This window comes from Bacilli bacterium (assembly GCA_036381315.1).
Taxonomy (GTDB): domain Bacteria; phylum Bacillota; class Bacilli; order Paenibacillales; family KCTC-25726; genus DASVDB01.
Genome location: DASVDB010000176.1, coordinates 29,844 through 50,577, shown reverse-complemented (window position 1 = coordinate 50,577; position 20,734 = coordinate 29,844). Strand labels below are relative to the sequence as shown.

21 protein-coding genes are annotated in these 20,734 nt (G+C 51.4%); all 21 read left to right on the top strand.

All coding sequences use genetic code 11. The features are described 5' to 3' along the window. The first annotated feature begins 36 nt into the window (after positions 1-36). Positions 37-903 (top strand): sugar ABC transporter permease, encoded by an 867-nt coding sequence (locus tag VF260_13310; protein ID HEX7058160.1) that lies wholly within the window; start codon positions 37-39, stop codon positions 901-903. After that, positions 900-1,730 carry a carbohydrate ABC transporter permease gene (locus tag VF260_13305; GenBank protein HEX7058159.1) on the top strand — a complete coding sequence of 277 codons (831 nt, stop codon included), beginning with the start codon at positions 900-902 and terminating at the stop codon, positions 1,728-1,730. The genes VF260_13310 and VF260_13305 overlap by 4 nt, the downstream gene beginning before the upstream one ends. A 45-nt stretch (positions 1,731-1,775) precedes the next feature. Further along, positions 1,776-4,661: a family 78 glycoside hydrolase catalytic domain gene (locus VF260_13300; GenBank protein ID HEX7058158.1), complete on the top strand. Its 2,886-nt coding sequence runs from the start codon at positions 1,776-1,778 to the stop codon at positions 4,659-4,661. 487 nt (positions 4,662-5,148) lie between these two features. After that, positions 5,149-6,663 (top strand): copper amine oxidase N-terminal domain-containing protein, encoded by a 1,515-nt coding sequence (locus tag VF260_13295; GenBank protein ID HEX7058157.1) that lies wholly within the window; start codon positions 5,149-5,151, stop codon positions 6,661-6,663. A 126-nt stretch (positions 6,664-6,789) separates the two neighbouring features. Further along, entirely contained in the window at positions 6,790-7,419 is a 630-nt protein-coding gene (gene upp / locus VF260_13290; GenBank protein HEX7058156.1) for a uracil phosphoribosyltransferase, read from the top strand. Between the two features lie 15 nt (positions 7,420-7,434). Next, on the top strand, positions 7,435-8,583 hold the full coding sequence (gene wecB / locus VF260_13285; GenBank protein ID HEX7058155.1) for a UDP-N-acetylglucosamine 2-epimerase (non-hydrolyzing): 1,149 nt from the start codon (positions 7,435-7,437) through the stop codon (positions 8,581-8,583). A 213-nt stretch (positions 8,584-8,796) separates the two neighbouring features. Next, on the top strand, positions 8,797-9,024 hold the full coding sequence (locus VF260_13280) for a hypothetical protein (GenBank protein ID HEX7058154.1): 228 nt from the start codon (positions 8,797-8,799) through the stop codon (positions 9,022-9,024). Continuing rightward, a complete protein-coding gene (locus VF260_13275) occupies positions 9,017-9,397 on the top strand; it encodes an ATP synthase subunit I (protein HEX7058153.1) in 381 nt (126 codons plus the stop codon). Before VF260_13280 ends, VF260_13275 begins: the two co-directional genes overlap by 8 nt. A 93-nt stretch (positions 9,398-9,490) precedes the next feature. Continuing rightward, the gene (gene atpB, locus VF260_13270) at positions 9,491-10,270 is read left to right on the top strand and encodes a F0F1 ATP synthase subunit A (GenBank protein ID HEX7058152.1); all 780 of its coding nucleotides are present in this window, start codon (positions 9,491-9,493) and stop codon (positions 10,268-10,270) included. A 37-nt stretch (positions 10,271-10,307) separates the two neighbouring features. Beyond that, a complete protein-coding gene (atpE, locus tag VF260_13265; protein ID HEX7058151.1) occupies positions 10,308-10,529 on the top strand; it encodes a F0F1 ATP synthase subunit C in 222 nt (73 codons plus the stop codon). Between the two features lie 84 nt (positions 10,530-10,613). Next, positions 10,614-11,099: a F0F1 ATP synthase subunit B gene (gene atpF / locus VF260_13260; GenBank protein ID HEX7058150.1), complete on the top strand. Its 486-nt coding sequence runs from the start codon at positions 10,614-10,616 to the stop codon at positions 11,097-11,099. Next, positions 11,096-11,647, top strand: a complete 552-nt coding sequence (locus tag VF260_13255; GenBank protein ID HEX7058149.1) for a F0F1 ATP synthase subunit delta — start codon at positions 11,096-11,098, stop codon at positions 11,645-11,647. The genes atpF and VF260_13255 overlap by 4 nt, the downstream gene beginning before the upstream one ends. A gap of 16 nt (positions 11,648-11,663) precedes the next feature. Beyond that, the gene (gene atpA / locus VF260_13250; protein ID HEX7058148.1) at positions 11,664-13,178 is read left to right on the top strand and encodes a F0F1 ATP synthase subunit alpha; all 1,515 of its coding nucleotides are present in this window, start codon (positions 11,664-11,666) and stop codon (positions 13,176-13,178) included. Positions 13,179-13,244: 66 nt separating this feature from the next. Beyond that, a complete protein-coding gene (gene atpG, locus VF260_13245; GenBank protein HEX7058147.1) occupies positions 13,245-14,105 on the top strand; it encodes an ATP synthase F1 subunit gamma in 861 nt (286 codons plus the stop codon). A gap of 86 nt (positions 14,106-14,191) precedes the next feature. Beyond that, positions 14,192-15,601, top strand: coding sequence for a F0F1 ATP synthase subunit beta (atpD, locus tag VF260_13240; protein ID HEX7058146.1), 1,410 nt, complete (start codon positions 14,192-14,194; stop codon positions 15,599-15,601). 23 nt (positions 15,602-15,624) lie between these two features. After that, entirely contained in the window at positions 15,625-16,032 is a 408-nt protein-coding gene (locus tag VF260_13235; protein ID HEX7058145.1) for a F0F1 ATP synthase subunit epsilon, read from the top strand. A gap of 866 nt (positions 16,033-16,898) precedes the next feature. Then, a complete protein-coding gene (locus VF260_13230; GenBank protein HEX7058144.1) occupies positions 16,899-17,270 on the top strand; it encodes an NADH-quinone oxidoreductase subunit A in 372 nt (123 codons plus the stop codon). Beyond that, a complete protein-coding gene (locus VF260_13225; GenBank protein HEX7058143.1) occupies positions 17,255-17,773 on the top strand; it encodes an NADH-quinone oxidoreductase subunit B family protein in 519 nt (172 codons plus the stop codon). Before VF260_13230 ends, VF260_13225 begins: the two co-directional genes overlap by 16 nt. After that, complete coding sequence (locus VF260_13220; protein HEX7058142.1) at positions 17,770-18,603, top strand: NADH-quinone oxidoreductase subunit C; 834 nt, start codon at positions 17,770-17,772, stop codon at positions 18,601-18,603. The genes VF260_13225 and VF260_13220 overlap by 4 nt, the downstream gene beginning before the upstream one ends. Positions 18,604-18,606: 3 nt before the next feature. After that, positions 18,607-19,707, top strand: a complete 1,101-nt coding sequence (locus VF260_13215; protein ID HEX7058141.1) for an NADH-quinone oxidoreductase subunit D — start codon at positions 18,607-18,609, stop codon at positions 19,705-19,707. After that, positions 19,707-20,714 (top strand): NADH-quinone oxidoreductase subunit NuoH, encoded by a 1,008-nt coding sequence (nuoH, locus tag VF260_13210; protein ID HEX7058140.1) that lies wholly within the window; start codon positions 19,707-19,709, stop codon positions 20,712-20,714. Before VF260_13215 ends, nuoH begins: the two co-directional genes overlap by 1 nt. Positions 20,715-20,734: the final 20 nt, after the last annotated feature.

The window sequence follows — 20,734 nt, the reverse complement described above, 5'->3', positions numbered from 1 at the left end:
GGGCAAACTGCTGGTTGCCATCGGGAGGGATTGGGTTTGACTAAAGTATTCAAAAGAATATATACCTACAACTTTTTGCTGCCCGCGGCCATTATCTATATAATCATTTTCATTGTGCCGACCATCATGTCCTTCTTTTTTAGCATGACCCGATGGACGCTTTCGGATTGGGAATATATCGGGCTAGAAAACTTCATCACCTTTTTTCAAGAGCCTTCGCTTAGCATTGGATTCAGAAACACTTTCGTCTACGCGGTGGTCACCTGTTCCTTAAAGGTCGTCGGGGGATTGCTACTCGGCGTGTTCCTGACCGGCAATATCCGAACGAAAGATTACCTCCGTTCTGTTGTCTTCTTTCCCACACTTGTTAGTACAATTGCCGTCGGCATCGCCTTTAGCATGATGATGCATCCTACAACGGGTCTATTCAATATGGCCTTGGCTCGGATCGGCATCGAAGGTCCAGACTGGCTGGGAGACACGCGGATCGCGCTCTTGTCGGTCGCATGGGTAGATGTGTGGAAGGGAGTAGGTTTGGCTACAGTCATTTATATCGCCGGAATAATGGCAATTCCACAGGAATACTACGAGGCGCTGCAGATTGACGGCGGGAACGCCTGGAACAAGTTCTGGAACATCATCGTGCCGCTCAGCCGTCCAGCGACGAACGCGGTCATCATTCTCGCCTTCATTGGCGGTTTGCGGTCGTTCGACTTGATTTGGGCAATGACCAGAGGTGGCCCGGGCTTCGCGACTGACGTGATTGCCTCCATTATTTATAAACAGTATCAGGGCGGATTTTACGGATTGGCTACGGCAGGCAATGTCATCCTGTTCTTGTTTGTCACCGCCATCGTATATCCGTTGTCTCGATATCTCACGCGTAAAGAGGTGGACCTATGAGCCGCAAACTGCGCAAATTAATCATCGAAGTGGTGGCCGTGCTCGCAAGCATTGTCATTTTCTGGGTCCCCTTGTATTTTGTTATGCTGACCGCTATGAAGAGCGCACAGGAAGCTTCCGAAATGAATCTGGCATGGCCTTCGAATTTTCAGTTGTGGCAGAACATTAAGGACGTTATCGCTTTTCGTGATTTTATGCTGGTTCGCGCGCTTTGGAACAGTTCGGTGCTCACGGTTTTGTCCATAATGGCGATGGTTGTCGTCAGTTCGATGGCCGCCTTCGTAATGCAGCGCCGGAAAGACAAGGCAACACCGTGGATCAGCTTCTTCGTTCTGTCCGGTCTGATCATTCCTCCCGCGATCGTGCCGACTATATGGGTACTAAATGAACTTCATCTCTTCAAAACGATGACAGGTTTGGTGCTTGTGGAGGTCGCGCTCGGCTTTCCTTTCTGCGTGTTGCTCTATCGGGGATTTATGGCTACAATCCCGCGTGAAATCGATGAAGCCGCGGTTGTGGACGGATTTGGAGGATACCGGCTGTTCTTCACGATCATTTTCCCCTTGTTACAGCCGGTCACCGCCACAATTATCGTGACGCAATCGGTTTTCATTTTTAACGATTTTACTAATCCATTGTATTTCTTGCCGGGATCAAAAAATGTTACAGTACAGCTAACGTTATATAATTTTACCAGTCAGTTCATATCGCAGTGGAATTTGCTATTCACGGACATTTTACTGATCACGATTCCGCCGCTTTTGCTGTTTCTCTTTTTCAACAAGAAAATTGTGGCAGGTATGACCAGCGGTTCAGTCAAAGGCTGAGAAGGTTTCGGATCGGGACCATCCATAAAAGGGGGAACAATATTTATGCGTGTTTTACAAGTAACAGATCTGACCTGCGAATACCGGCATAATCCGTTGGGGATTGGGACTCGAGTACCGCGCTTCGGTTGGCGTTTGCTTTCGGACCGGCGCGGCACGTTGCAGAAGGGATATCGGATAGTCGTCTCCGGTGCGAATGGGGATTTCAGCGCGCCGATTTGGGATTCCGGCTATACGGAAAGCGACGCCTCCATACAAGTCCAATATGCCGGCCCCACCTTGCAGTCCCGGGCACGTTATGCGTTTAGAGTAAAAGTGTGGGATACCGAGAGAAACGAATCGGATTGGAGCGTGACAGCTTGGTTCGAGACGACACTGTTGGACGAGGTGGAATGGCAAGCGAAATGGATAACGCCGGACGCTTCGAGAATCGATCCCCAGACGGAAGCGGCGTTTTTGCTTCGCAAAAGTTTTGAATTAAAAGATGGGATCGCTACTGCCCGCATCTACGCCACAGCTGCAGGGGTGTACGAGTTATACGCGAACGGCAAGCGGGTGTCGGATGACGTGCTGGCTCCCGGCTGGACCAGCTATCAGTATCGACTGCAATATCAAACCTATGACGTATCGGGACTTCTACGGCCCGGTTACAATGTGATCGGCATCCATCTTGGTGATGGCTGGTATCGCAGCGGTATGGGATTCGAAAATCAGAATTTCAAATACGGAGATCGTCGCGCTGCGTTGTTACAATTGCATGTTCAGTATGAAGACGGCACCGAAGAAGTTATTGCCACTGACGCTTCTTGGAAATGTGCCACGAGCCCGGTTTTGTACGCTACTATCTACAACGGAGAAACATATGACGCGCGTCTGGAGCAGGACGGCTGGACAGAGAGCGAGTTCGAGGACGAGACGTGGATTGCCGCTGAGGTGCTGGATTTGCCGATGCACATCTTAGTGCCACAGGAAAACTGGCCAACACGTGTCACTGAGAAGATCCGGCCGGTATCTGCCTTCATCACACCGGCTGGTGATCATGTACTTGATATGGGTCAGAACATGGTGGGACGCGTACGAATGAACGTGCAGGCCCCAGCGGGTACGAAGATCGTTTTACGGCATGCCGAAGTGCTGGATAAGGAGGGCAATATCTATTTCGGCAACCTCCGTTTGGCGAATCAAACTGTAGAGTATACTGCCAGGGGCGCTGGAATTGAGAGTTATGCTCCGCACTTTACCTTCATGGGATTTCGTTATGTGAAAGTGGAAGGTTATCCTAGCGATTCACTGCCGTTAGACGCTTTCGTTGGGGAAGTTCTGCATTCGGATATGGAATCGGTGGGCTCATTTGAGACCTCGGACAGCCGGGTGAACCGGTTGCAGAGCAATATCCGATGGGGCCAACGGGGTAATTTCCTAGACGTGCCGACCGATTGCCCTCAGCGGGATGAACGGCTCGGTTGGACGGGGGATGCGCAGGTGTTCATCAGTACCGCCCTATTCAATTTTCAAGGCGCTCCCTTCTTCACGAAGTGGCTTCACGATCTGAAGGCGGAGCAGTATATGGATGGCGGCGTGCCGTTCGTTATTCCCAATGTGGCGGAGGGGGCAAGCTCCGCCGCATGGGGGGATGCCGCAGTCATATGCCCTTGGACCGTGTATCAATATTACGGCGACAAGCGTCTGCTCTCCGAGCAATACGAAAGCATGAAAGCGTGGGTGGAATATATCCGAGCGCAGGGAGAAAATGAGTATCTCTGGGACACAGGATTTCACTTCGGAGATTGGCTCGGCCTCGACGCGAACGAAGACAGTTATGTGGGTGCTACCCCGCGCGAGCTTATCGCCACCGCGTATTACGCCTATTCGACACGATTGGTTCGTGAGGCGGCGAAAGTTTTGGGATTCAAAGAAGACGAAGCAAAGTACGGGGAACTACATGAACGCGTAGTCCGTGCGTTCCAGGAGGAGTTCCTCACTGCGTCGGGAAGAGTGGCAGCACCCACGCAAACAGCGCATGTGCTGACGCTAATGTTCGATTTGGCGGAGGAGAGCGTTCGCGCGCGCGTGGCTAAAGATCTCAACGCTTTGATTGTGGAGAACGGCTATCATCTAATGACCGGCTTCGTCGGCACGCCGTACCTATGCTTCGCGTTGTCAAACCACGGATATCACGACACCGCAGTTCGGCTGCTCCTTCAGGAAAGCTACCCGGGCTGGCTGTATTCGGTGTCTAAGGGTGCGACGACGATCTGGGAGCATTGGGACAGCATCAAACCAGATAGCTCGTTCTGGAGTGACGATATGAATTCGTTCAATCACTACGCATACGGTGCAATCGGAGACTGGATGTACCGAAAAATGGCCGGCTTGGACATGGATCCTTCTGTTCCTGCATTCAAGCGGATTCATATCGAGCCATTATTTGGAACCAAGGCGATTTCCTATGCCAAGGCGTCTCATATTTCCCCGTACGGAAAAATAGAGTCAGGCTGGAAGGTGGATGGCGCCCAGATCGAAGTGAATGTGATCGTTCCCCCGAATACGACGGCGGAAGTTATATTAAAAGGCGCGTCAGCCTCTGGTTTGATGGAAGGAGGTAAGCCGATAGATACTGTGGATGGCATCATGTCCTTATCGGAGTACGATGGCGGCGTCAAACTCGTCGTCGGATCGGGCACCTATATTTTTCGTTATGAAAACGCGGATCTGTTCCATACCGATTATACGGAAAATACAGTATTGAACGATATTTTGAACGATGAGGCTGCAACGGAAGTGTTGCGTAAGCATTTGCCGCATCTGTTTGAAGGGCCCATGCTCAAATTTATGAGCATGTATACCCTGAAGCAAGTTGCCGAGAACAGCATGGCACGTGTGCCGACTGGAGTAATGAACGTCATTTTGGCAGACCTAGCGAAGCTGTAAGATTTCTAGATTGATTACAAAATATATACTCCTTGCCTAACAGGCGGCCAAATTGCCCGCTAAAGACTTTATTTGTATGCGAAAATCCCAAGTTCCACTAGATGTTCAAAAAAAGCTGACGGCTCTGAGAAGCGCTCTCTTTTTTCTTCAAGTGCTATTGCGTTCTATTTTTGTTCATACTAGAATCCTTTATTTGCTTGTAAAACGTCAATATCCTTGACCAACTGCGTTTTAGAAGCACATTAGCTCACTAACGTTGCATCGAGGTTCTAACAAAATTTTTGTAATAAAGTTTGATGCAACGCTAGTGACATTGGCTACTCATTACATCTTTAAGATAAAAATTAATAAAGTAAATTTATCTTATAGGCAGCCATCAGGGCTGCCTATTTTTTCCTTGTTTGTTGAAATGGAACATGATAAAGTTATGGTGTCTGCTGCGGGTGGCATTTTATGGTAGTGTATCGATAATGGGAGGGGAACCTTTGTGAAAAAAATTTTACTGGCGTCATTAGCGCTTATGCTGCTGCTAGTTGGCTGCTCTTCGACGTCACCTGCTTTAAAGGATGCCTGGCTGAATAATTTGTTGGTAGATTCTGTGGAATCGAAAATGGTTTTGAAGATAGACTTGCAAATTCCGGATCAAATCACAGAAGCGTATGGCAGCGTAGATGAGGAAGTAACCGGCATGGTCTCCGAACTGTTAAAATCGGGAATCATCATTGAACAGAAAACGACGAAAGAGCAAGATATTTACGTAAAATTTAGTTTTGTCGACCCGGCCCCGCTGAAGAACTCGAAATATTGGAAAAGCGACAAAGATCCCTTTTTAGAAATTTTTGCAAAAGATGATGAAATATACGCCCGCACATCATCGGAGGATCGGTATATTAAAATCAGTCCGTCCGATCCGGAATTCGCCGCATATTTGGCGGGTTCTTTCGACTCCAAGGAAATGACTGCGAAATTAAAAGGCTTTTTTGCCGACACATTCAGAGATTATCTTGACCAGTTTAACTTCAACTTGCGAAAAATCGAAGACCGCGGATTTGTGAATGTTACTACGCCGGAAGGAACGCAAAGCGTCAAGCAAATTCATGTTGAACTGACGGTTGACGATATCATTTCGTTTGTTTCGTACTTCTTGGGCAATTTGGCTGAATACGACGGGTTAAAGCCGATGGCGAAAGAGTTTTCCGCAATTGTGGAGGGCGATTCGGCGGACGCCCTGACCGATGAAGAACTGGATGCGGAAATAGAGGATTTTCGTAATTTTCTGCTTGACATGAAAGCGGAGTTGGACCAATATAACGAACAAAAAATCGAAGAGGAGACGGGCGCGAACGTCGATTTTCTGACGCAGGCCGATCTGTATCTTACACCGGACGCGCATACCGTCGGAGCCAACGTCAACATCGATTTGGGCGTATCCCAGCCGATACTGGGAGATGTGGTAAAACTGAAGTTGAACATCGAAACGCAAAACTGGAATATCAATCAGGATGTTTCCCTGCCGGAAGCCGATTTTGCGAACGCATTGTCCATTGAAGATTTAACCGACCGGACCAAAATCAAACAATTGGGCGATCACTCGATTATCCGCTTCTTTGCGGAACAGTATCTGAAGCGCACAGGCAACGTGACGATCGGCGACGGTTTTGCCACTGTGGGAAACGAAATCGTCTATCTGGATGAGCCGCCCTATATAACCACAAATAACAACACGATGATACCGGTCAAATTTATCAGTAAAGTTGCCGATACCGAGCCTGTCTGGAATCAGGAAACGCATGAAATCACGTTTACGGCAAACGGCAACGAGGTGGTCGTACGGCCAAACGATCAAACGGCTATCGTAAACGGCGCAAAAGTTCAAATGCCCGAACAGGCGGTCATCAAAAACGGACGCACTTTTGTGCCCTTGCGGTTTGTTGTTGAAAAGTTGGGCGCAAAAGTGACGTGGGATCAGGAAACACAGGAAATCACGATCGAATTTGACTAACGCTTGCACCGCCATCCCCCGATATTTTCGGGGGTTTTTTCTTATGTGCAAGCGGGCGCGCGGAATGATATAATGGACAAGGCTTGAAATGTGTTTTTGCCATAAAAGACGTTGGGAGGAGCAGCATTGGGCAAAATCTTCGTTTGTGATCATCCGCTGATACAGCATAAGCTGACGTTCATCCGCAACGAGGAAACAAATACGAAAATATTCCGCGAACTTGTTGATGAAGTTGCGACATTAATGGCGTATGAAATTACACGCGACATCCCGTTGGAAAAAACGCAAGTGAAAACACCCGTGGCGGTTGCCGAAGGGAAAATCATCTCCGGGCGCATGCTTGGGCTTATTCCCATTTTGCGGGCCGGGCTCGGCATGGTTGACGGTATTTTGAAACTGCTGCCGGCGGCGAAAGTCGGGCACATCGGCTTGTACCGCGATCCCGACACGCTGCGGCCTGTTGAATACTATATCAAGCTTCCTACCGATGTGCAGGAGCGGGAGTTGATCGTGATCGATCCGATGCTGGCGACCGGGGGTTCCGCCAGCGCCGCTATTGAAATGCTGAAAAAAAGAGGCTGTACGCAAATCAAATTGATGTGCCTGATCGCAGCGCCGGAAGGCATCAAGACGGTGCAGCAAGCCCATCCGGATATCGATATTTATGTTGCGGCAATCGATGACTGTCTGAACGATCACGGATATATCGTTCCGGGATTGGGAGACGCGGGCGACAGGCTGTTCGGCACGAAATAGACTGGAGAGTAGAACATGCGCGGCAAGTTAAAAGTGATGGCCATTTTCGGCACGCGTCCGGAAGCAATCAAGATGGCTCCGCTCGTGCTCGAAATGAACAAGCATAAGGATGAAATGGAGCCGATTGTTTGCGTGACGGCGCAGCATAGGGAAATGCTGGATCAAGTGCTCCATCTGTTCGGGATTAAGCCGCAATACGATCTGAACGTGATGCGGGAAAGGCAAACGCTGAACGAGTTGTCTGTCCGGGTGCTGCAAGGCCTGGAGCCGGTTTTGCGGGAGGCCAAGCCGGACTTGATCCTCGTGCACGGGGATACGATTACGACCTTTTTGGCAAGTTTCGCCGCCTTCATGCAGCAAATTCCGGTTGGGCATGTGGAAGCCGGCTTGCGTACATGGAACAAGATGGCGCCATACCCGGAAGAAATGAACCGGCAATTGACGGGAGTGCTCGCTGACTTGCATTTCGCTCCGACCGCGTGGTCGGCCGGCAATCTGCGCAAGGAAAACAAGCCGGAAGCGGCGATCTTTGTGACCGGCAATACGATTACCGATGTGATGCAATATTTGGTTAAAGACAACTTTACGCACCCGGTGTTGGATTGGGCTAACGGCAACCGGTTAATTCTGATGACGGCGCACCGCCGCGAGGCGCAGGGCGAGCCGCATCGCCGCATTTTTCGGGCAGTCAGGCGAATCGCCGATGAATTTACCGACGTGCGGATCGTTTACCCGGTTCATCCGAATCCGGCCGTGCTGGAACCCGCCCATGAGATTTTGGGAAACCACCCGCGCATTCGCCTGATTGAACCGCTTGATGTGGTTGATTTGTACAACTTTTATCCGCATACGCATTTGATTTTGACGGACTCCGGCGGCATTCAGGAAGAAGCGCCGTCATTCGGCATTCCGGCGCTTGTTTTGCGGGATACGACCGAGCGGCCGGAAGGCGTGGAAGCGGGTGTTCTCGAACTGGTGGGGACCGCTGAAGAGCGGGTGTATGATCGCGCCGCGGCCTTGCTGACCTACCCCGCTTTATATGAAAAGATGAGCAAAGCGGCAAACCCGTATGGAGACGGACAAGCTTCGCGGCGAATTGTCCAGGCGATTTTGTACGGACACGGGCTAAGTCCGGACAAGCCGCGGCCTTTTTGCGCAACTTGACGGCGTGCAGCGGTTTTGCCGACACCGTTTCGTTGCACTGTACAGTTGCCGTCGGCCGGAATCATTGATTTTATGCGGTTTTTCAAATTACGTTCACGAAATGTTTAAATTTATTCAAATTGACAAACCGAAGTTCACTTCGATAAAATAAATGAGGGTTCGTGAAAAAATGTGTTTTTCCCCTGGCAGGCTTCCCGTGGAGTGATTTTTCCCATGAATGAAAAGCCGGATAAGAATCCATGGCTGGCCGCGTCGCTTGTCGGCGCGATTGGAGTTGATCTGGCCGTTTTTATGGCTGCGGGGTTTTTCGGCGGCCGGACGATTGCCGCTTGGACGAGCCATCAATATTGGATAGTGATCGGAATCATGGCCGGCCTTCTCGCGGGAATTGCGAGCGTGGTAATGATCATGAGAAGATTCATGGGGGACCGTCATGGATGAATTTTCCGCCCATCTGAAAGCGGTTAGCAAAGTATCCCTTGTTTTTCTGGGAATTTGCTTGCTCGGATGGTTTGCCGTTCCGCGTTACCATTCGTATTTTGCCGGACTGTTGCTTGGTGCGGCGGCGAGTTGGATCAATTCGATGTATTTGGCTTTGAAGATTCGTCTGGCGGCGGATGCTGTTCTTCGCAAGACCGGCAAGAAAGTCAATATCGGCTTTGTTCCGAGAGCGGCAATTTCGTTATTGGCAGTCCTGGTTTCGCTTGAAGCCGAAGACATTGCATTTTCCACGACGCTGGCGGGATTATTTTTTACGCAATTGGTAACACTCCTACTGGGCATTATTGCTAATATAAGAAATCGACACGGCTGATAGCAACGAGCCGGAGCTTTGTTATGGTTCCGGTTCAAGTTCATGGACTTGCAAGCACTATGGTTTCCTGCGGAAAGGGGTGAAATCTGTTCAATGCATGAATCACCGATAATCACTTTGGCTGGCATCAAGTTTGATTTGGCGAGCATCATTATGATCACCGTTACCGCAATCATCGTGTACATCCTTGCCTGGGCGGGTACGCGCAGACTGTCGGCGGAAAATCCCGGCAAGATGCAAAATTTTTTCGAGTGGGTTGTTGAATTTGTTCAGGGTTTAATCGCCAGCACAATGGATATGAAAAAAGGAAAGTCCTTCATCATGCTGGGGATTACCCTGATTATGTTCATTTTTATCGGAAATCTGTTGGGGTTGCCGTTCTCGATCGTGACCGAACATACAAAGCCGTTTTCCATCTTTGGTCTGGAGGTTGTTTCCCAGGCTGACATTGCCGCTGCGGCTGCGAAAGGCCATGAGGGCGTCTCCCTGGTTTGGTGGAAATCGCCCACGGCCAGCGTAATGACCACGATGGGGCTATCGTTCATGGTCATTTTCATGGTCCACTTTTTGGGAATTACGCGCAACGCCAAAAACTATTTCAAGCATTATGTATCGCCAAACCCGGTATTTTTGCCGATTTCGATTATTGAAGAAGTGTCGAAGTTTTTAACGCTTGGTTTGCGGCTTTTTGGCAATATTTATGCCGGTGAAGTGCTGATCTCGGTTATTATTTCGGCAGGATTCGTGGGCATCATTCCGCTTATTGCCTGGCAGGGATTCAGTATTTTTGTAGGCGCAATTCAGGCGTTTGTGTTTACCATTTTGACGATGGTGTATTTATCTACGGCGTTGGCAACGCATGAAGAGCATTAAACAAAAAACTACTAATTATATTTGAGGAGGATTTACCATGGATTTGAGTTTTCTGGCGGCAGCAATTGCGATTGGTTTGGGTGCATTGGGAGCAGGTATCGGCGACGGTTTGATCGTAGGCCGGGCATTGGAAGGCATTTCCCGTCAGCCTGAGTTGCGCGGGACATTGCAAACCACGATGTTTATCGGTATCGGTCTTGTCGAAGCCCTTCCGGTTATTGCTCTCGTATTCGCACTGCTCTTTGTATTTGTACTGTAAGGTTCCAAACGGCGCGGAAGGAAGAGCCTTCCACGCCTTCGTTTTGCTTTTTCCGCGAGTAGCCAAGAAGGGAGTGACTCCAAGTTGTCTTTTGAATGGACGACATTTGTGTATGCCATTATAGCGTTCGGCATCCTGTATTATTTTTTGCAGAAAAAAGCGTTCGGACCGTTGTTCGGCATTATGGAAAAACGCCGCGAGCGCGTACTGAGTGACATCAAGACCGCTGAACAAAACCGCGTGCAGGCGGAAAAGCTGCTGGAGGAGCAAAAGCAGGTCCTGAATCAGGCGCGCCAGGACGCTTACGAGATCATCGAGCGGGCCAAGACGACCAGCGTGCGCGAGGCGGAGGAAATCATCCGGAAAGCGAAAGATGAGGCCGCCCGCCTGCAAGCGGAAGCGTTGAAAGATATCGAGAGCGAAAAGAACAAGGCGGTTGCCGCATTGCGCAGCCAGGTCAGCGCCATGTCCGTGCTGATTGCTTCGAAAATTATCGAGAAACAAATCGACGAGAAATCGCAGGCGGAGATTGTCAACCACTACTTGAATGAGGTGGGAGACAAGCTATGACAGGTGATGGCGTGGTAGCCAGAAGATATGCCCGGGCGCTGTTTGAAGTTGCCCGCGAGCATGACAGTCAGGCTCTTGTCGAGGAACAGCTGAAGCTTCTTGTTGAAACGGTGTCCGCGCATCCGGAATTCAGGCGCATCATTCGGCACCCGAACATCGATGCGGCAGCCAAAACGGAATTGGTCAAACAAGTCTTCAAAGGAGAAATGGACGAAACTCTCCTGCGCACTGTCAATCTCTTGTTCGAGCGCGGCAGAAGCGCCATGTTGGCCGAACTGTATCACGCTTTTGTGCAAACGGCCAATGACGCGCTCGGTCGCGCGGACGCAATTGTCGCCTCCCCGTTTCCCGTTTCCGCCGAAGAGGTTCAGGAAATTGCCGACAAGTTCAGCAAATTGTGCGGAAAGACAATCCGCGTGCAAACGGTTATGGACCCGACGCTGTTGGGCGGAATAAAGGTGCGTATCGGCGACAGGTTGTACGACGGCAGCTTATCCGGAAAATTGGAACGTTTGAAAAAAGGTTTGACGGAATCGAAAGCAATCTAGTCAGGGGTGAGATGGTTTGAGCATCAGACCGGAAGAAATCAGCACGCTGATCAAACAGCAGATTGAGCAATATAAATCGGAAATTGAAGTATACGATGTCGGTACCGTTATCACGGTCGGTGACGGCATCGCCCGCGCCCATGGCTTGCAGAACGCCATGGCGGGAGAACTGCTCGAGTTCTCCAACGGCGTGATGGGCATGGCGCTGAACCTGGAAGAAGACAACGTGGGTATTGTCATTCTCGGCCCCTACAAAGACATTCACGAAGGCGACCAGGTCCGCAGAACGGGGCGCATTATGGAAGTGCCGGTTGGCGAAGAGCTCCTCGGCCGTGTCGTCAACCCGCTTGGACAACCGCTTGACGGCAAGGGCCCGATCGAGACGAAACAATTCCGCCCGGTTGAATCCCGTGCCCCAGGCGTGATTGAGCGGAAATCGGTGCATGAACCGATGCAAACGGGAATCAAGGCGATTGACTCCATGGTGCCGATTGGCCGCGGCCAACGCGAATTGATCATCGGCGACCGGCAAACCGGCAAGACGGCGATCGCGATTGATACGATCATCAATCAAAAAGGCAACGGCGTAAAATGTATCTACGTCGCCATCGGACAAAAGCAATCAACGGTTGCGCAAGTTGTGGAAACGTTGCGCCGCCATGGCGCGCTCGAATATACGATCGTTGTAACCGCCAGCGCGTCCGAACCGGCGCCGCTATTATTCCTTGCGCCATACGCCGGCTGCGCGATGGGCGAATATTTCATGTATAACGGAGGACACGTGCTCGTGATTTATGACGACTTGTCCAAACAAGCCGCCGCCTATCGCGAACTGTCCTTGCTTTTGCGCCGTCCTCCGGGCCGCGAGGCGTATCCCGGCGACGTATTCTATCTGCACTCCCGCTTGTTGGAACGCGCCGCGAAGCTGAGCGACGAATTGGGAGGCGGATCGCTGACGGCGCTGCCGTTTATTGAAACGCAGGCGTCCGACGTATCCGCCTATATTCCGACCAACGTGATTTCCATTACCGACGGACAAATTTTCCTGGAATCCGACTTGTTCTATTCCGGCCAACGTCCGGCGATCAACGTCGGTATTTCCGTTTCCCGCGTCGGCGGATCCGCGCAGATCAAGGCGATGAAGAAGGTTGCCGGCACGCTGCGGTTGGACTTGGCGGCATATCGTTCGTTGGCGGCATTTGCGCAGTTTGCTTCCGATCTGGATAAAGCGACGCAAGCGCAATTGACAAGAGGCGCGCGCACTCTGGAAATCCTGAAGCAAGGCGTCAATGTGCCGATGCCGGTTGAAAAACAGGTAGTCAGCATCTACTCGGCGGTTAAAGGCTATCTGGATGATATTCCGGTTGAAGATGTGCTGCGCTTTGAAAAAGAATTGCTGTCATTCATCGATTCAAGTTTCCCGCAGGTGTTCGCGTCGATTCGCGATACCAAGGACTTGACGGCAGACAATGAAAAGACGCTTAAGGAAGCGATCGAGACGTTTAAAAAAGGTTTCGCCGTTTCCGCGTAAGAACTGGATTTCTTAAACATGAGTTTGGCTTGAGTGCACCTCAAGTTTCAAGGCGGTGAATAAAGTATGGCTAAAGGAATGCGCGACATCAAGCGGCGAATCAAAAGCACGCAAAACATGAAGCAAATCACCAAAGCGATGGAAATGATCGCGGCATCCCGGTTGAAAAAGGCGCAGGATGCGGCAGTTTCTTCCCGTCCTTATTCCGATAAGATGAAAGAGGTTATCGCCAGCATCGCCGCCGGATCAAAAGGGATCAAACACCCGATGCTGCAAACGCGGGAAGTGAAGAAGACCGGTTATCTGGTTATTACTTCAGACCGCGGCCTGGCAGGCGGTTACAACGCCAATTTGCTGCGCGGCATCTTGCAAACGATCCGCGAAAAACACAAATCGGAACATGAATATATCCTGTTTGTGATCGGTCGCAAGGGCCGCGACTTCTTTAAGAGACGCGGTTTCCGGATCGCCGAAGAGTTGACGGGTCTGCCGGATTTTGTCCGTTTTTCGGACATTCGGGCAATCGCCAACGCCGCGGTGCGCGCTTATGAAACGGAACAATGCGATGAACTGGTGATCGTATACAACCGGTTTATCAATGCCATCTCGCAAAAACCGGAGCAAAAACGCCTTCTTCCCCTTGCTGAGGTGAAGCCTGAGGGGGTGGGCGCAAGCTATGAATACGAACCGTCTCCCGAAGAAGTGCTGGAAGCGCTGTTGCCCCGTTATGCGGAGACGCTAATTTACAGCGCGGTGCTGGAAGCGAAGGCAAGCGAATTCGGGGCGCGGATGACCGCAATGGGCAACGCCGCGAAGAATGCGACCAAGCTGATCAACACGTATACGCTGCAGTACAATCGCGCCCGCCAGGCTTCTATTACCCAGGAAATATCGGAAATCGTCGCCGGGGCTAACGCGCAAGTCTAATCTTACAGCGCCGCTTTCTTTTCGGAAGCGTTTGGCGAATGCTTACTCGCGGCAATGCTTAAGCAAAGCTTTTAGGAGGGAAAAAGATGAACAAAGGCCGCATCATTCAGGTAATGGGCCCGGTTGTCGATATCGAATTCGAACGCGGGAATCTGCCTGAGATCTTAAATGCGATCACAATATCGCAGCCTGCATCGGAAAGCCAGCCGGAAATCAAATTGACGGTTGAAGTTGCCGTACACTTGGGCGACAACGTGGCCCGATGCGTGGCCATGTCGTCTACGGACGGCCTTACGAGAGGAATGGAAGCTGTCGATACCGGCAGACCGATTACCGTGCCGGTAGGCCCGGCAACATTAGGGCGTATTTTCAACGTGCTTGGAGAAACGATCGATAATGCGGGCGATGTTGATCGGACCACGCAATTGCCGATTCACCGTCCGGCTCCGAAATTTGAGCAATTGTCCACGCAATCGGAAATGCTGGAAACCGGCATCAAGGTCGTCGATCTGCTGGCGCCTTACTCCAAAGGCGGCAAAGTCGGATTGTTCGGCGGCGCCGGTGTGGGCAAAACAGTCCTGATTCAGGAATTGATCAACAACATCGCGCAGGAACACGGCGGTTATTCGATTTTCGCCGGCGTCGGCGAACGTACCCGCGAAGGCAACGACCTGTATCATGAAATGAAAGATTCCGGCGTTATTTCGAAAACCGCCATGGTGTTCGGCCAGATGAACGAACCGCCGGGAGCGCGTTTGCGCATCGCCTTGACCGGTTTGACGATGGCCGAATATTTCCGCGATGAAGAAGGCAGAGACGTGCTGCTCTTTATCGACAACATTTTCCGGTTTACGCAGGCCGGTTCGGAAGTGTCCGCGTTGCTTGGACGCATGCCGTCCGCCGTTGGTTATCAACCGACTCTGGCAACGGAAATGGGCCAACTGCAAGAACGGATCACATCGACCAAGAAAGGTTCCGTCACTTCCATCCAGGCCATTTACGTTCCGGCCGACGACTACACGGACCCGGCTCCGGCGACGGCATTTGCCCACCTGGACGCAACGACGAACCTTGAACGGAGAATTTCCGAGATGGGGATTTATCCCGCCGTCGACCCGTTGGCGTCCAGCTCGCGCATTCTGACTCCGGAAATCGTCGGGCAGGAACATTACGAAGTCGCCCAAGGCGTCAAGCGAATTTTGCAGCGCTACAAGGAATTGCAAGATATTATCGCCATTCTGGGCATGGACGAATTGTCCGATGAAGACAAGCTGACTGTGCAACGGGCGAGAAAAGTGCAAAACTTCCTGTCGCAAAATTTCCACGTCGCCGAGCAGTTTACCGGCAATCCCGGGGTCTATGTGCCGGTTAAAGACACGGTGCGCAGCTTTAAAGAAATTCTGGAAGGCCGCCATGACGATTTGCCGGAAGCCGCCTTCCTGTATGTCGGCACGATTGAGCAAGCGGTGGAAAAAGCAAAGCAAATGGCTAAATAAAGATTCGCCGGGGAGGAATGAAAGTGAGCACTCTTATATTGGAAGTTGTCACCCCCGAGCGCAAAGCGTATTCCGCTGAAGCGAATATGGTCGTCGTGAAAGGGGCGGCTGGCGAACTCGGTATTTTGCCAAACCATATTCCGCTTGTCACCCCGCTCAAGATTGCTCCGGTTAAAGTAAAGCGGGGCAACCAGGAAGAGTTGATTGCGGTTAACGGCGGATTTTTGGAGGTGCGCAAAGATCGGGTCGTCATTCTGGCCGAGTCGGCGGAACTCCCGAACGAGATTGACGTGGAGCGCGCCTTGGCCGCAAAAGCACGTGCGGAAAAACGGCTGCAAGGCAAAAAGGACGAATACGACTTCCGCCGGGCCGAATTGGCACTGCAGAAGGCGATCAACCGGCTTACCGTCAGCGGCCGGAAGCTTGATTGAATATTGCGTAATATAGAGATGAAGCAACGAAATTGCAGGGTTGTCCAAGTAGGCCGAAACATGCCGGACGGACAGCCCTTTTTGTTATAGGCACCATCTCGCTCGGTACGAGGCGCTATATCGGCATATTTGCCGTTATGGGCTCCTGTTCACCCCGCGTGGATCCGTATATCCGCATATTTGCGGTTATAGGCATAATCACGCTCAGCATGGGGCGCTATATCGGCAATTGTGCATTATAGGTAAAATTCAAGGAAATTCAGTCCGGACGTGGTAGTGGGCTTCCAGTTCTAACGGACGTGACAGAGGCTATTTTGGGTATTACGCCCGGTTTTCAAGTTTAACGGACGCAGGCGCGCTTATTTTAGCACTTTGTGCGGCATTCAGGTAAAAAAACGGCAAATAGCCGCTGTGGCGTCCGTTAAAATTTTTGCCCAGCCTTTTTTCGGCAAATAGCCTCAGTTACGTCCGTTAGCGGTGTGTGGATGGGTTATCTAGGGGGGCACTCGAGTTACGCAGGGAGGGGAGCCAACATTTTAGCGTTGAACGGGTAGGCGTGGAAGGCGATCCACCCGTTTTATCGTTGCGCAAGGAGCGCTATGCGGTGTGGCTTAACGTCTACAAAGCGCAGGCGCTGGAGGCTGACCGCCTAAAAGCAGCGGGTTTTGTCCTGGCGCATGGAAACTATAGATAACGCGATGTGTAGAAGGCTGTCCCGCATGAACCGGGGCGGCCTTTCGTTGTTTTTTCCGCCTGTCAGCCGTATTTTCTTTTGTTGGATGCAGATCATAGACTAAACAAATACCATTTGCTATAATATTTAGGGGTTTAAGCACTTTTCATACTCCAAACAATGGAGGGATACAATGCCGGTATATACGAATAACTATGTGATTGTGATCATCTTTATCGCGCTTGGCATTTTGCTTCCGGTTGTAGCGCTTACGATCGGCAAATGGCTTCGTCCGAACAAACCGAGCGAGCAAAAAGCGACAACGTATGAAAGCGGCAACGAACCTGTGGGGCTGGGGCAGGTCAAATTCAACATCCGCTATTATTTGTTCGCCTTGATGTTTGTTGTTTTTGACGTTGAGACTGTCTTTTTATACCCCTGGGCGGTTGCCTTCCATAAATTGGGGATGTTTGCCTTAATCGAAATGTTGATCTTTGTAGCCCTGCTTGTTGTGGGGTTAATTTATGCCTGGAAAAAGAAGGTGCTGCAATGGACATCGATTTGACGGAAATTACGTTGGAGGAAAAACAGGAATTATCCCGCAACGTACTTCTGGTAACTTTAGATGAATTAAAAGGATGGGCGCGCAGCAACTCGCTGTGGCCCCTTACTTTTGGATTAGCATGCTGCGCGATCGAAATGATGGGTACCGGAGCCTCACACTATGACCTGGATCGCTTCGGCGTCATTTTCCGCGCCTCGCCGCGGCAGTCCGACGTCATGATCGTGGCTGGCACCGTAACGAAAAAGATGGCGCCGCTGTTGCGCAGATTGTACGATCAAATGCCCGAACCGAAATGGGTGATTGCGATGGGCTCGTGCGCAACCGCGGGCGGACCTTATGTCAGATCTTATTCCGTCGTGAAAGGCGTCGATCAAATCGTGCCCGTCGATGTTTATATACCGGGTTGCCCGCCGAACCCGGCAGCGCTTATATACGGCATCAACAAGCTGCAGGAGAAGATTCGTTATGAGGCGAAAACGGGCAGGCAGGTGACCAATTTATGAGCGATGAGCAGAAACAACCGCAAGCGGAGAAGGCGGAAAATTCCGCGCAACAATTGAAGGAACAGGCTGCGGAAACAAGCAGACCGCCGCGTTCGGAAGCGGTTGTCATGCAAGACGGAACCGCCAATGAAAAAGCGGCGGGAGCCGCCCCCGCCGCGGCAGCCGGAGATGCCGCAGAGACTGCATCGGAGAAGCCGGAGCGACCGGCCAGACCGCCGCGGGCCGCAGCCGCAGGCGATGCCGGAGCAACGCCGGCGGCCGGAGATGCCGCAGCCGCCGCCAGAGAAGCGCGGGCGAAAGAAAGGGCGGCCCGCAAAGCGGCGGAAGAAAACGCGGCGCCGAAGGAACCTTCGCCGGAGCAGCCGCGGCTTGATCGCCTGGTGCAGATCATCAAGGAAGAGGTCGGCGAAGAGGCGGTGGAATCGGCGGTAGTCAACGAACTCAGCAAACATTTGCCGACTGTTTATGTCAAAGCGGAATATTGGGACAAGGTCGCGCGTCTGTTGCGCGATCATGACGAACTGCAGTTGCATTATTTGCGCAACATGACCGGGATCGATGCGGAAACGCATATGGAAGTGGCTTACCATCTGCTTTCGCTCGTATCCAAACGCGAATACTGCGTGAAAGTGAAAACGGATCGCGATCGGCCGAGCATCTCCTCCGTGACGGCAATTTGGAGCGCCGCAAACTGGAATGAGCGCGAAATATATGATTTGTTGGGCATCGACTTTCCGGGACATCCCGATTTGCGCAGAATCATGCTGCCCGATGATTGGGTCGGGCATCCGTTGCGCAAGGATTATGTACCAGTCGATCCGGAGGTGTAAGCATTGATCAGAACAGAAGAACTGCTGTTGAATGTCGGGCCGCAGCACCCCAGCACACACGGCGTGTTTCGCATCATTTTGAAGCTGGATGGCGAAGTGATTACGGAAGCGAATCCGGTAATCGGCTATTTGCATCGCGGTACGGAAAAATTGGCGGAAGGTTTGAACTACACGCAGATTATTCCCTACACGGACCGTATGGATTACGTTTCGGCCATGACCGGAAACTATGTTTTATGCCATGCCGTCGAGACGATGCTGAATCTGGAAATCCCGGAACGCGCCGAATTTTTGCGTCTGATCGTGATGGAAATGCAGCGAATCGCCAGCCATCTGGTATGGTGGGGCACCTATTTGCTGGATATTGGCGCGATGAGCCCGTTTTTGTACGCGTTCAAAGACCGGGAAATGATCGTCAATCTGTTTAACGAACTTTGCGGCGCGCGGTTGACCTACTTCTATATGCGCGTCGGCGGGGTCAAATGGGACGCGCCCGAAGGCTGGATCGAGAAAGTAAAGCAATTTGTGCAATACATGAAAGGCCGGCTGGATGTTTATGCCGACCTGGTAAGCGGCAACGAAATTTTTCTGGCCAGAATCAAAGGCGTAGGCGCGTATGACGCCAAGACAGCCATCGATTACGGTTTATCCGGGGCAAATCTGCGTTCCACGGGCGTCAAGTGGGATCTTCGCAAGGACAAACCGTATTCCATATACAATCGTTTTGAATTCGATGTGCCCGTTGGCAAAAACGGGGACTGCTACGACCGCTATGTTTGCCGCATGGAAGAAATCAGACAAAGCCTGCGCATCCTGGAACAAGCGCTGGAACAGTTTCCCGAAGGGGGCGAAACGATGGGCAAAGTTCCGCGCGTCATCCGCCCGCCGGAAGGCGAAACCTATGTGGCGATCGAGTCGCCGCGCGGCGAACTCGGCGCATACATTATGTCAAAAGGCAAACAGGAACCGTACCGGTTGAAATTCCGCCGCCCCTCCTTTGTGAATCTGCAGATTTTGCCGAAATTGCTGGTCGGCGAGCAAATGGCGAACGTCATCACGTTTTTGGGCGGAATCGACATTGTCCTTGGGGAGGTTGACGGCTGATGGAATCCCTGCTGGAGAAAAATTTAACGTTCGGCAATTTTGCCATCTATTTTATCTTTGCCGTAGTGTTGCTGTTTCTCGTGCTTGGATTTGTGACGATGGCGATTTTGGCGGAACGCAAAGTCATCGGCTGGTCGCAGGCGCGCATCGGCCCAAACCGCGTCGGCCCGTTCGGATTGCTGCAAACCGTGGCTGATGTGCTAAAATTGCTGATCAAGGAAGATACGATTCCGCAAAATGCGGACCGGGCGCTGTTTATTCTGGCTCCCGTAATCACGTTTGTGCCGTCGTTTGTCGTGCTGGCGACGATTCCTTATACTTCCACCATCCATTTTGCCGATCTGGATGTCGGCGTGTTGTATTATGTGGCGTTGTCGGGAATTTCCACAATCGGTATTATTCTGGGGGGCTGGGCTTCCAACAACAAATACGCGCTGATCGGGGGCATGCGCTCCGCGGCGCAGATGATCAGCTATGAAATTCCGCTTGTGCTGTCGGTCGTCGGTGTGATCATGATAAGCGGCAGCATGGATTTAAAGACCGTCGTTGCCGGTCAGGAAGGGTACTTTTGGAACTGGAATTTCATCCCGCAAATTCTTGGATTTTGCGTGTTTATTGTGGCGGCGATCGCCGAGTTGAACCGTACGCCGTTTGACCTGCCGGAAGCGGAATCCGAACTTGTAGCGGGTTATTTTGTCGAGTACAGCGGTTTCCGTTGGGCGTTTTTTATGCTGGCTGAATACGTGTATATGTTTGCGATTGCCGCGCTTACGACGCACTTGTTTTTGGGCGGATGGCACGCGCCGGCGCCGTTCCTTGAATTTATCCCGGGGATCATTTGGTTCTTGCTGAAATTTGCCGCGGTCGTCTTTGTCCTTTTCTGGGTTCGGACCACGATGCCGCGCTTGCGTATTGATCAATTGATGGGTTTGGGCTGGAAATGGTTGCTTCCGCTTTCGCTCATCAATATTTTCGTGACCGCATTTGTGCTTGAGCTTGTCAAATAATATGATTACTCATCATAAGG

Coding starts and splice junctions, on each gene's coding strand:
- VF260_13220 (HEX7058142.1), top strand. CDS start 17,770: ATGAGCGATGAGCAGAAACAACCGCAAGCGGAGAAGGCGGAAAATTCC.
- atpE (HEX7058151.1), top strand. CDS start 10,308: ATGGATTTGAGTTTTCTGGCGGCAGCAATTGCGATTGGTTTGGGTGCA.
- VF260_13255 (HEX7058149.1), top strand. CDS start 11,096: ATGACAGGTGATGGCGTGGTAGCCAGAAGATATGCCCGGGCGCTGTTT.
- VF260_13300 (HEX7058158.1), top strand. CDS start 1,776: ATGCGTGTTTTACAAGTAACAGATCTGACCTGCGAATACCGGCATAAT.
- VF260_13225 (HEX7058143.1), top strand. CDS start 17,255: ATGGACATCGATTTGACGGAAATTACGTTGGAGGAAAAACAGGAATTA.
- wecB (HEX7058155.1), top strand. CDS start 7,435: ATGCGCGGCAAGTTAAAAGTGATGGCCATTTTCGGCACGCGTCCGGAA.
- VF260_13230 (HEX7058144.1), top strand. CDS start 16,899: ATGCCGGTATATACGAATAACTATGTGATTGTGATCATCTTTATCGCG.
- atpG (HEX7058147.1), top strand. CDS start 13,245: ATGGCTAAAGGAATGCGCGACATCAAGCGGCGAATCAAAAGCACGCAA.
- atpD (HEX7058146.1), top strand. CDS start 14,192: ATGAACAAAGGCCGCATCATTCAGGTAATGGGCCCGGTTGTCGATATC.
- VF260_13280 (HEX7058154.1), top strand. CDS start 8,797: ATGAATGAAAAGCCGGATAAGAATCCATGGCTGGCCGCGTCGCTTGTC.
- VF260_13275 (HEX7058153.1), top strand. CDS start 9,017: ATGGATGAATTTTCCGCCCATCTGAAAGCGGTTAGCAAAGTATCCCTT.
- VF260_13305 (HEX7058159.1), top strand. CDS start 900: ATGAGCCGCAAACTGCGCAAATTAATCATCGAAGTGGTGGCCGTGCTC.
- atpB (HEX7058152.1), top strand. CDS start 9,491: ATGCATGAATCACCGATAATCACTTTGGCTGGCATCAAGTTTGATTTG.
- nuoH (HEX7058140.1), top strand. CDS start 19,707: ATGGAATCCCTGCTGGAGAAAAATTTAACGTTCGGCAATTTTGCCATC.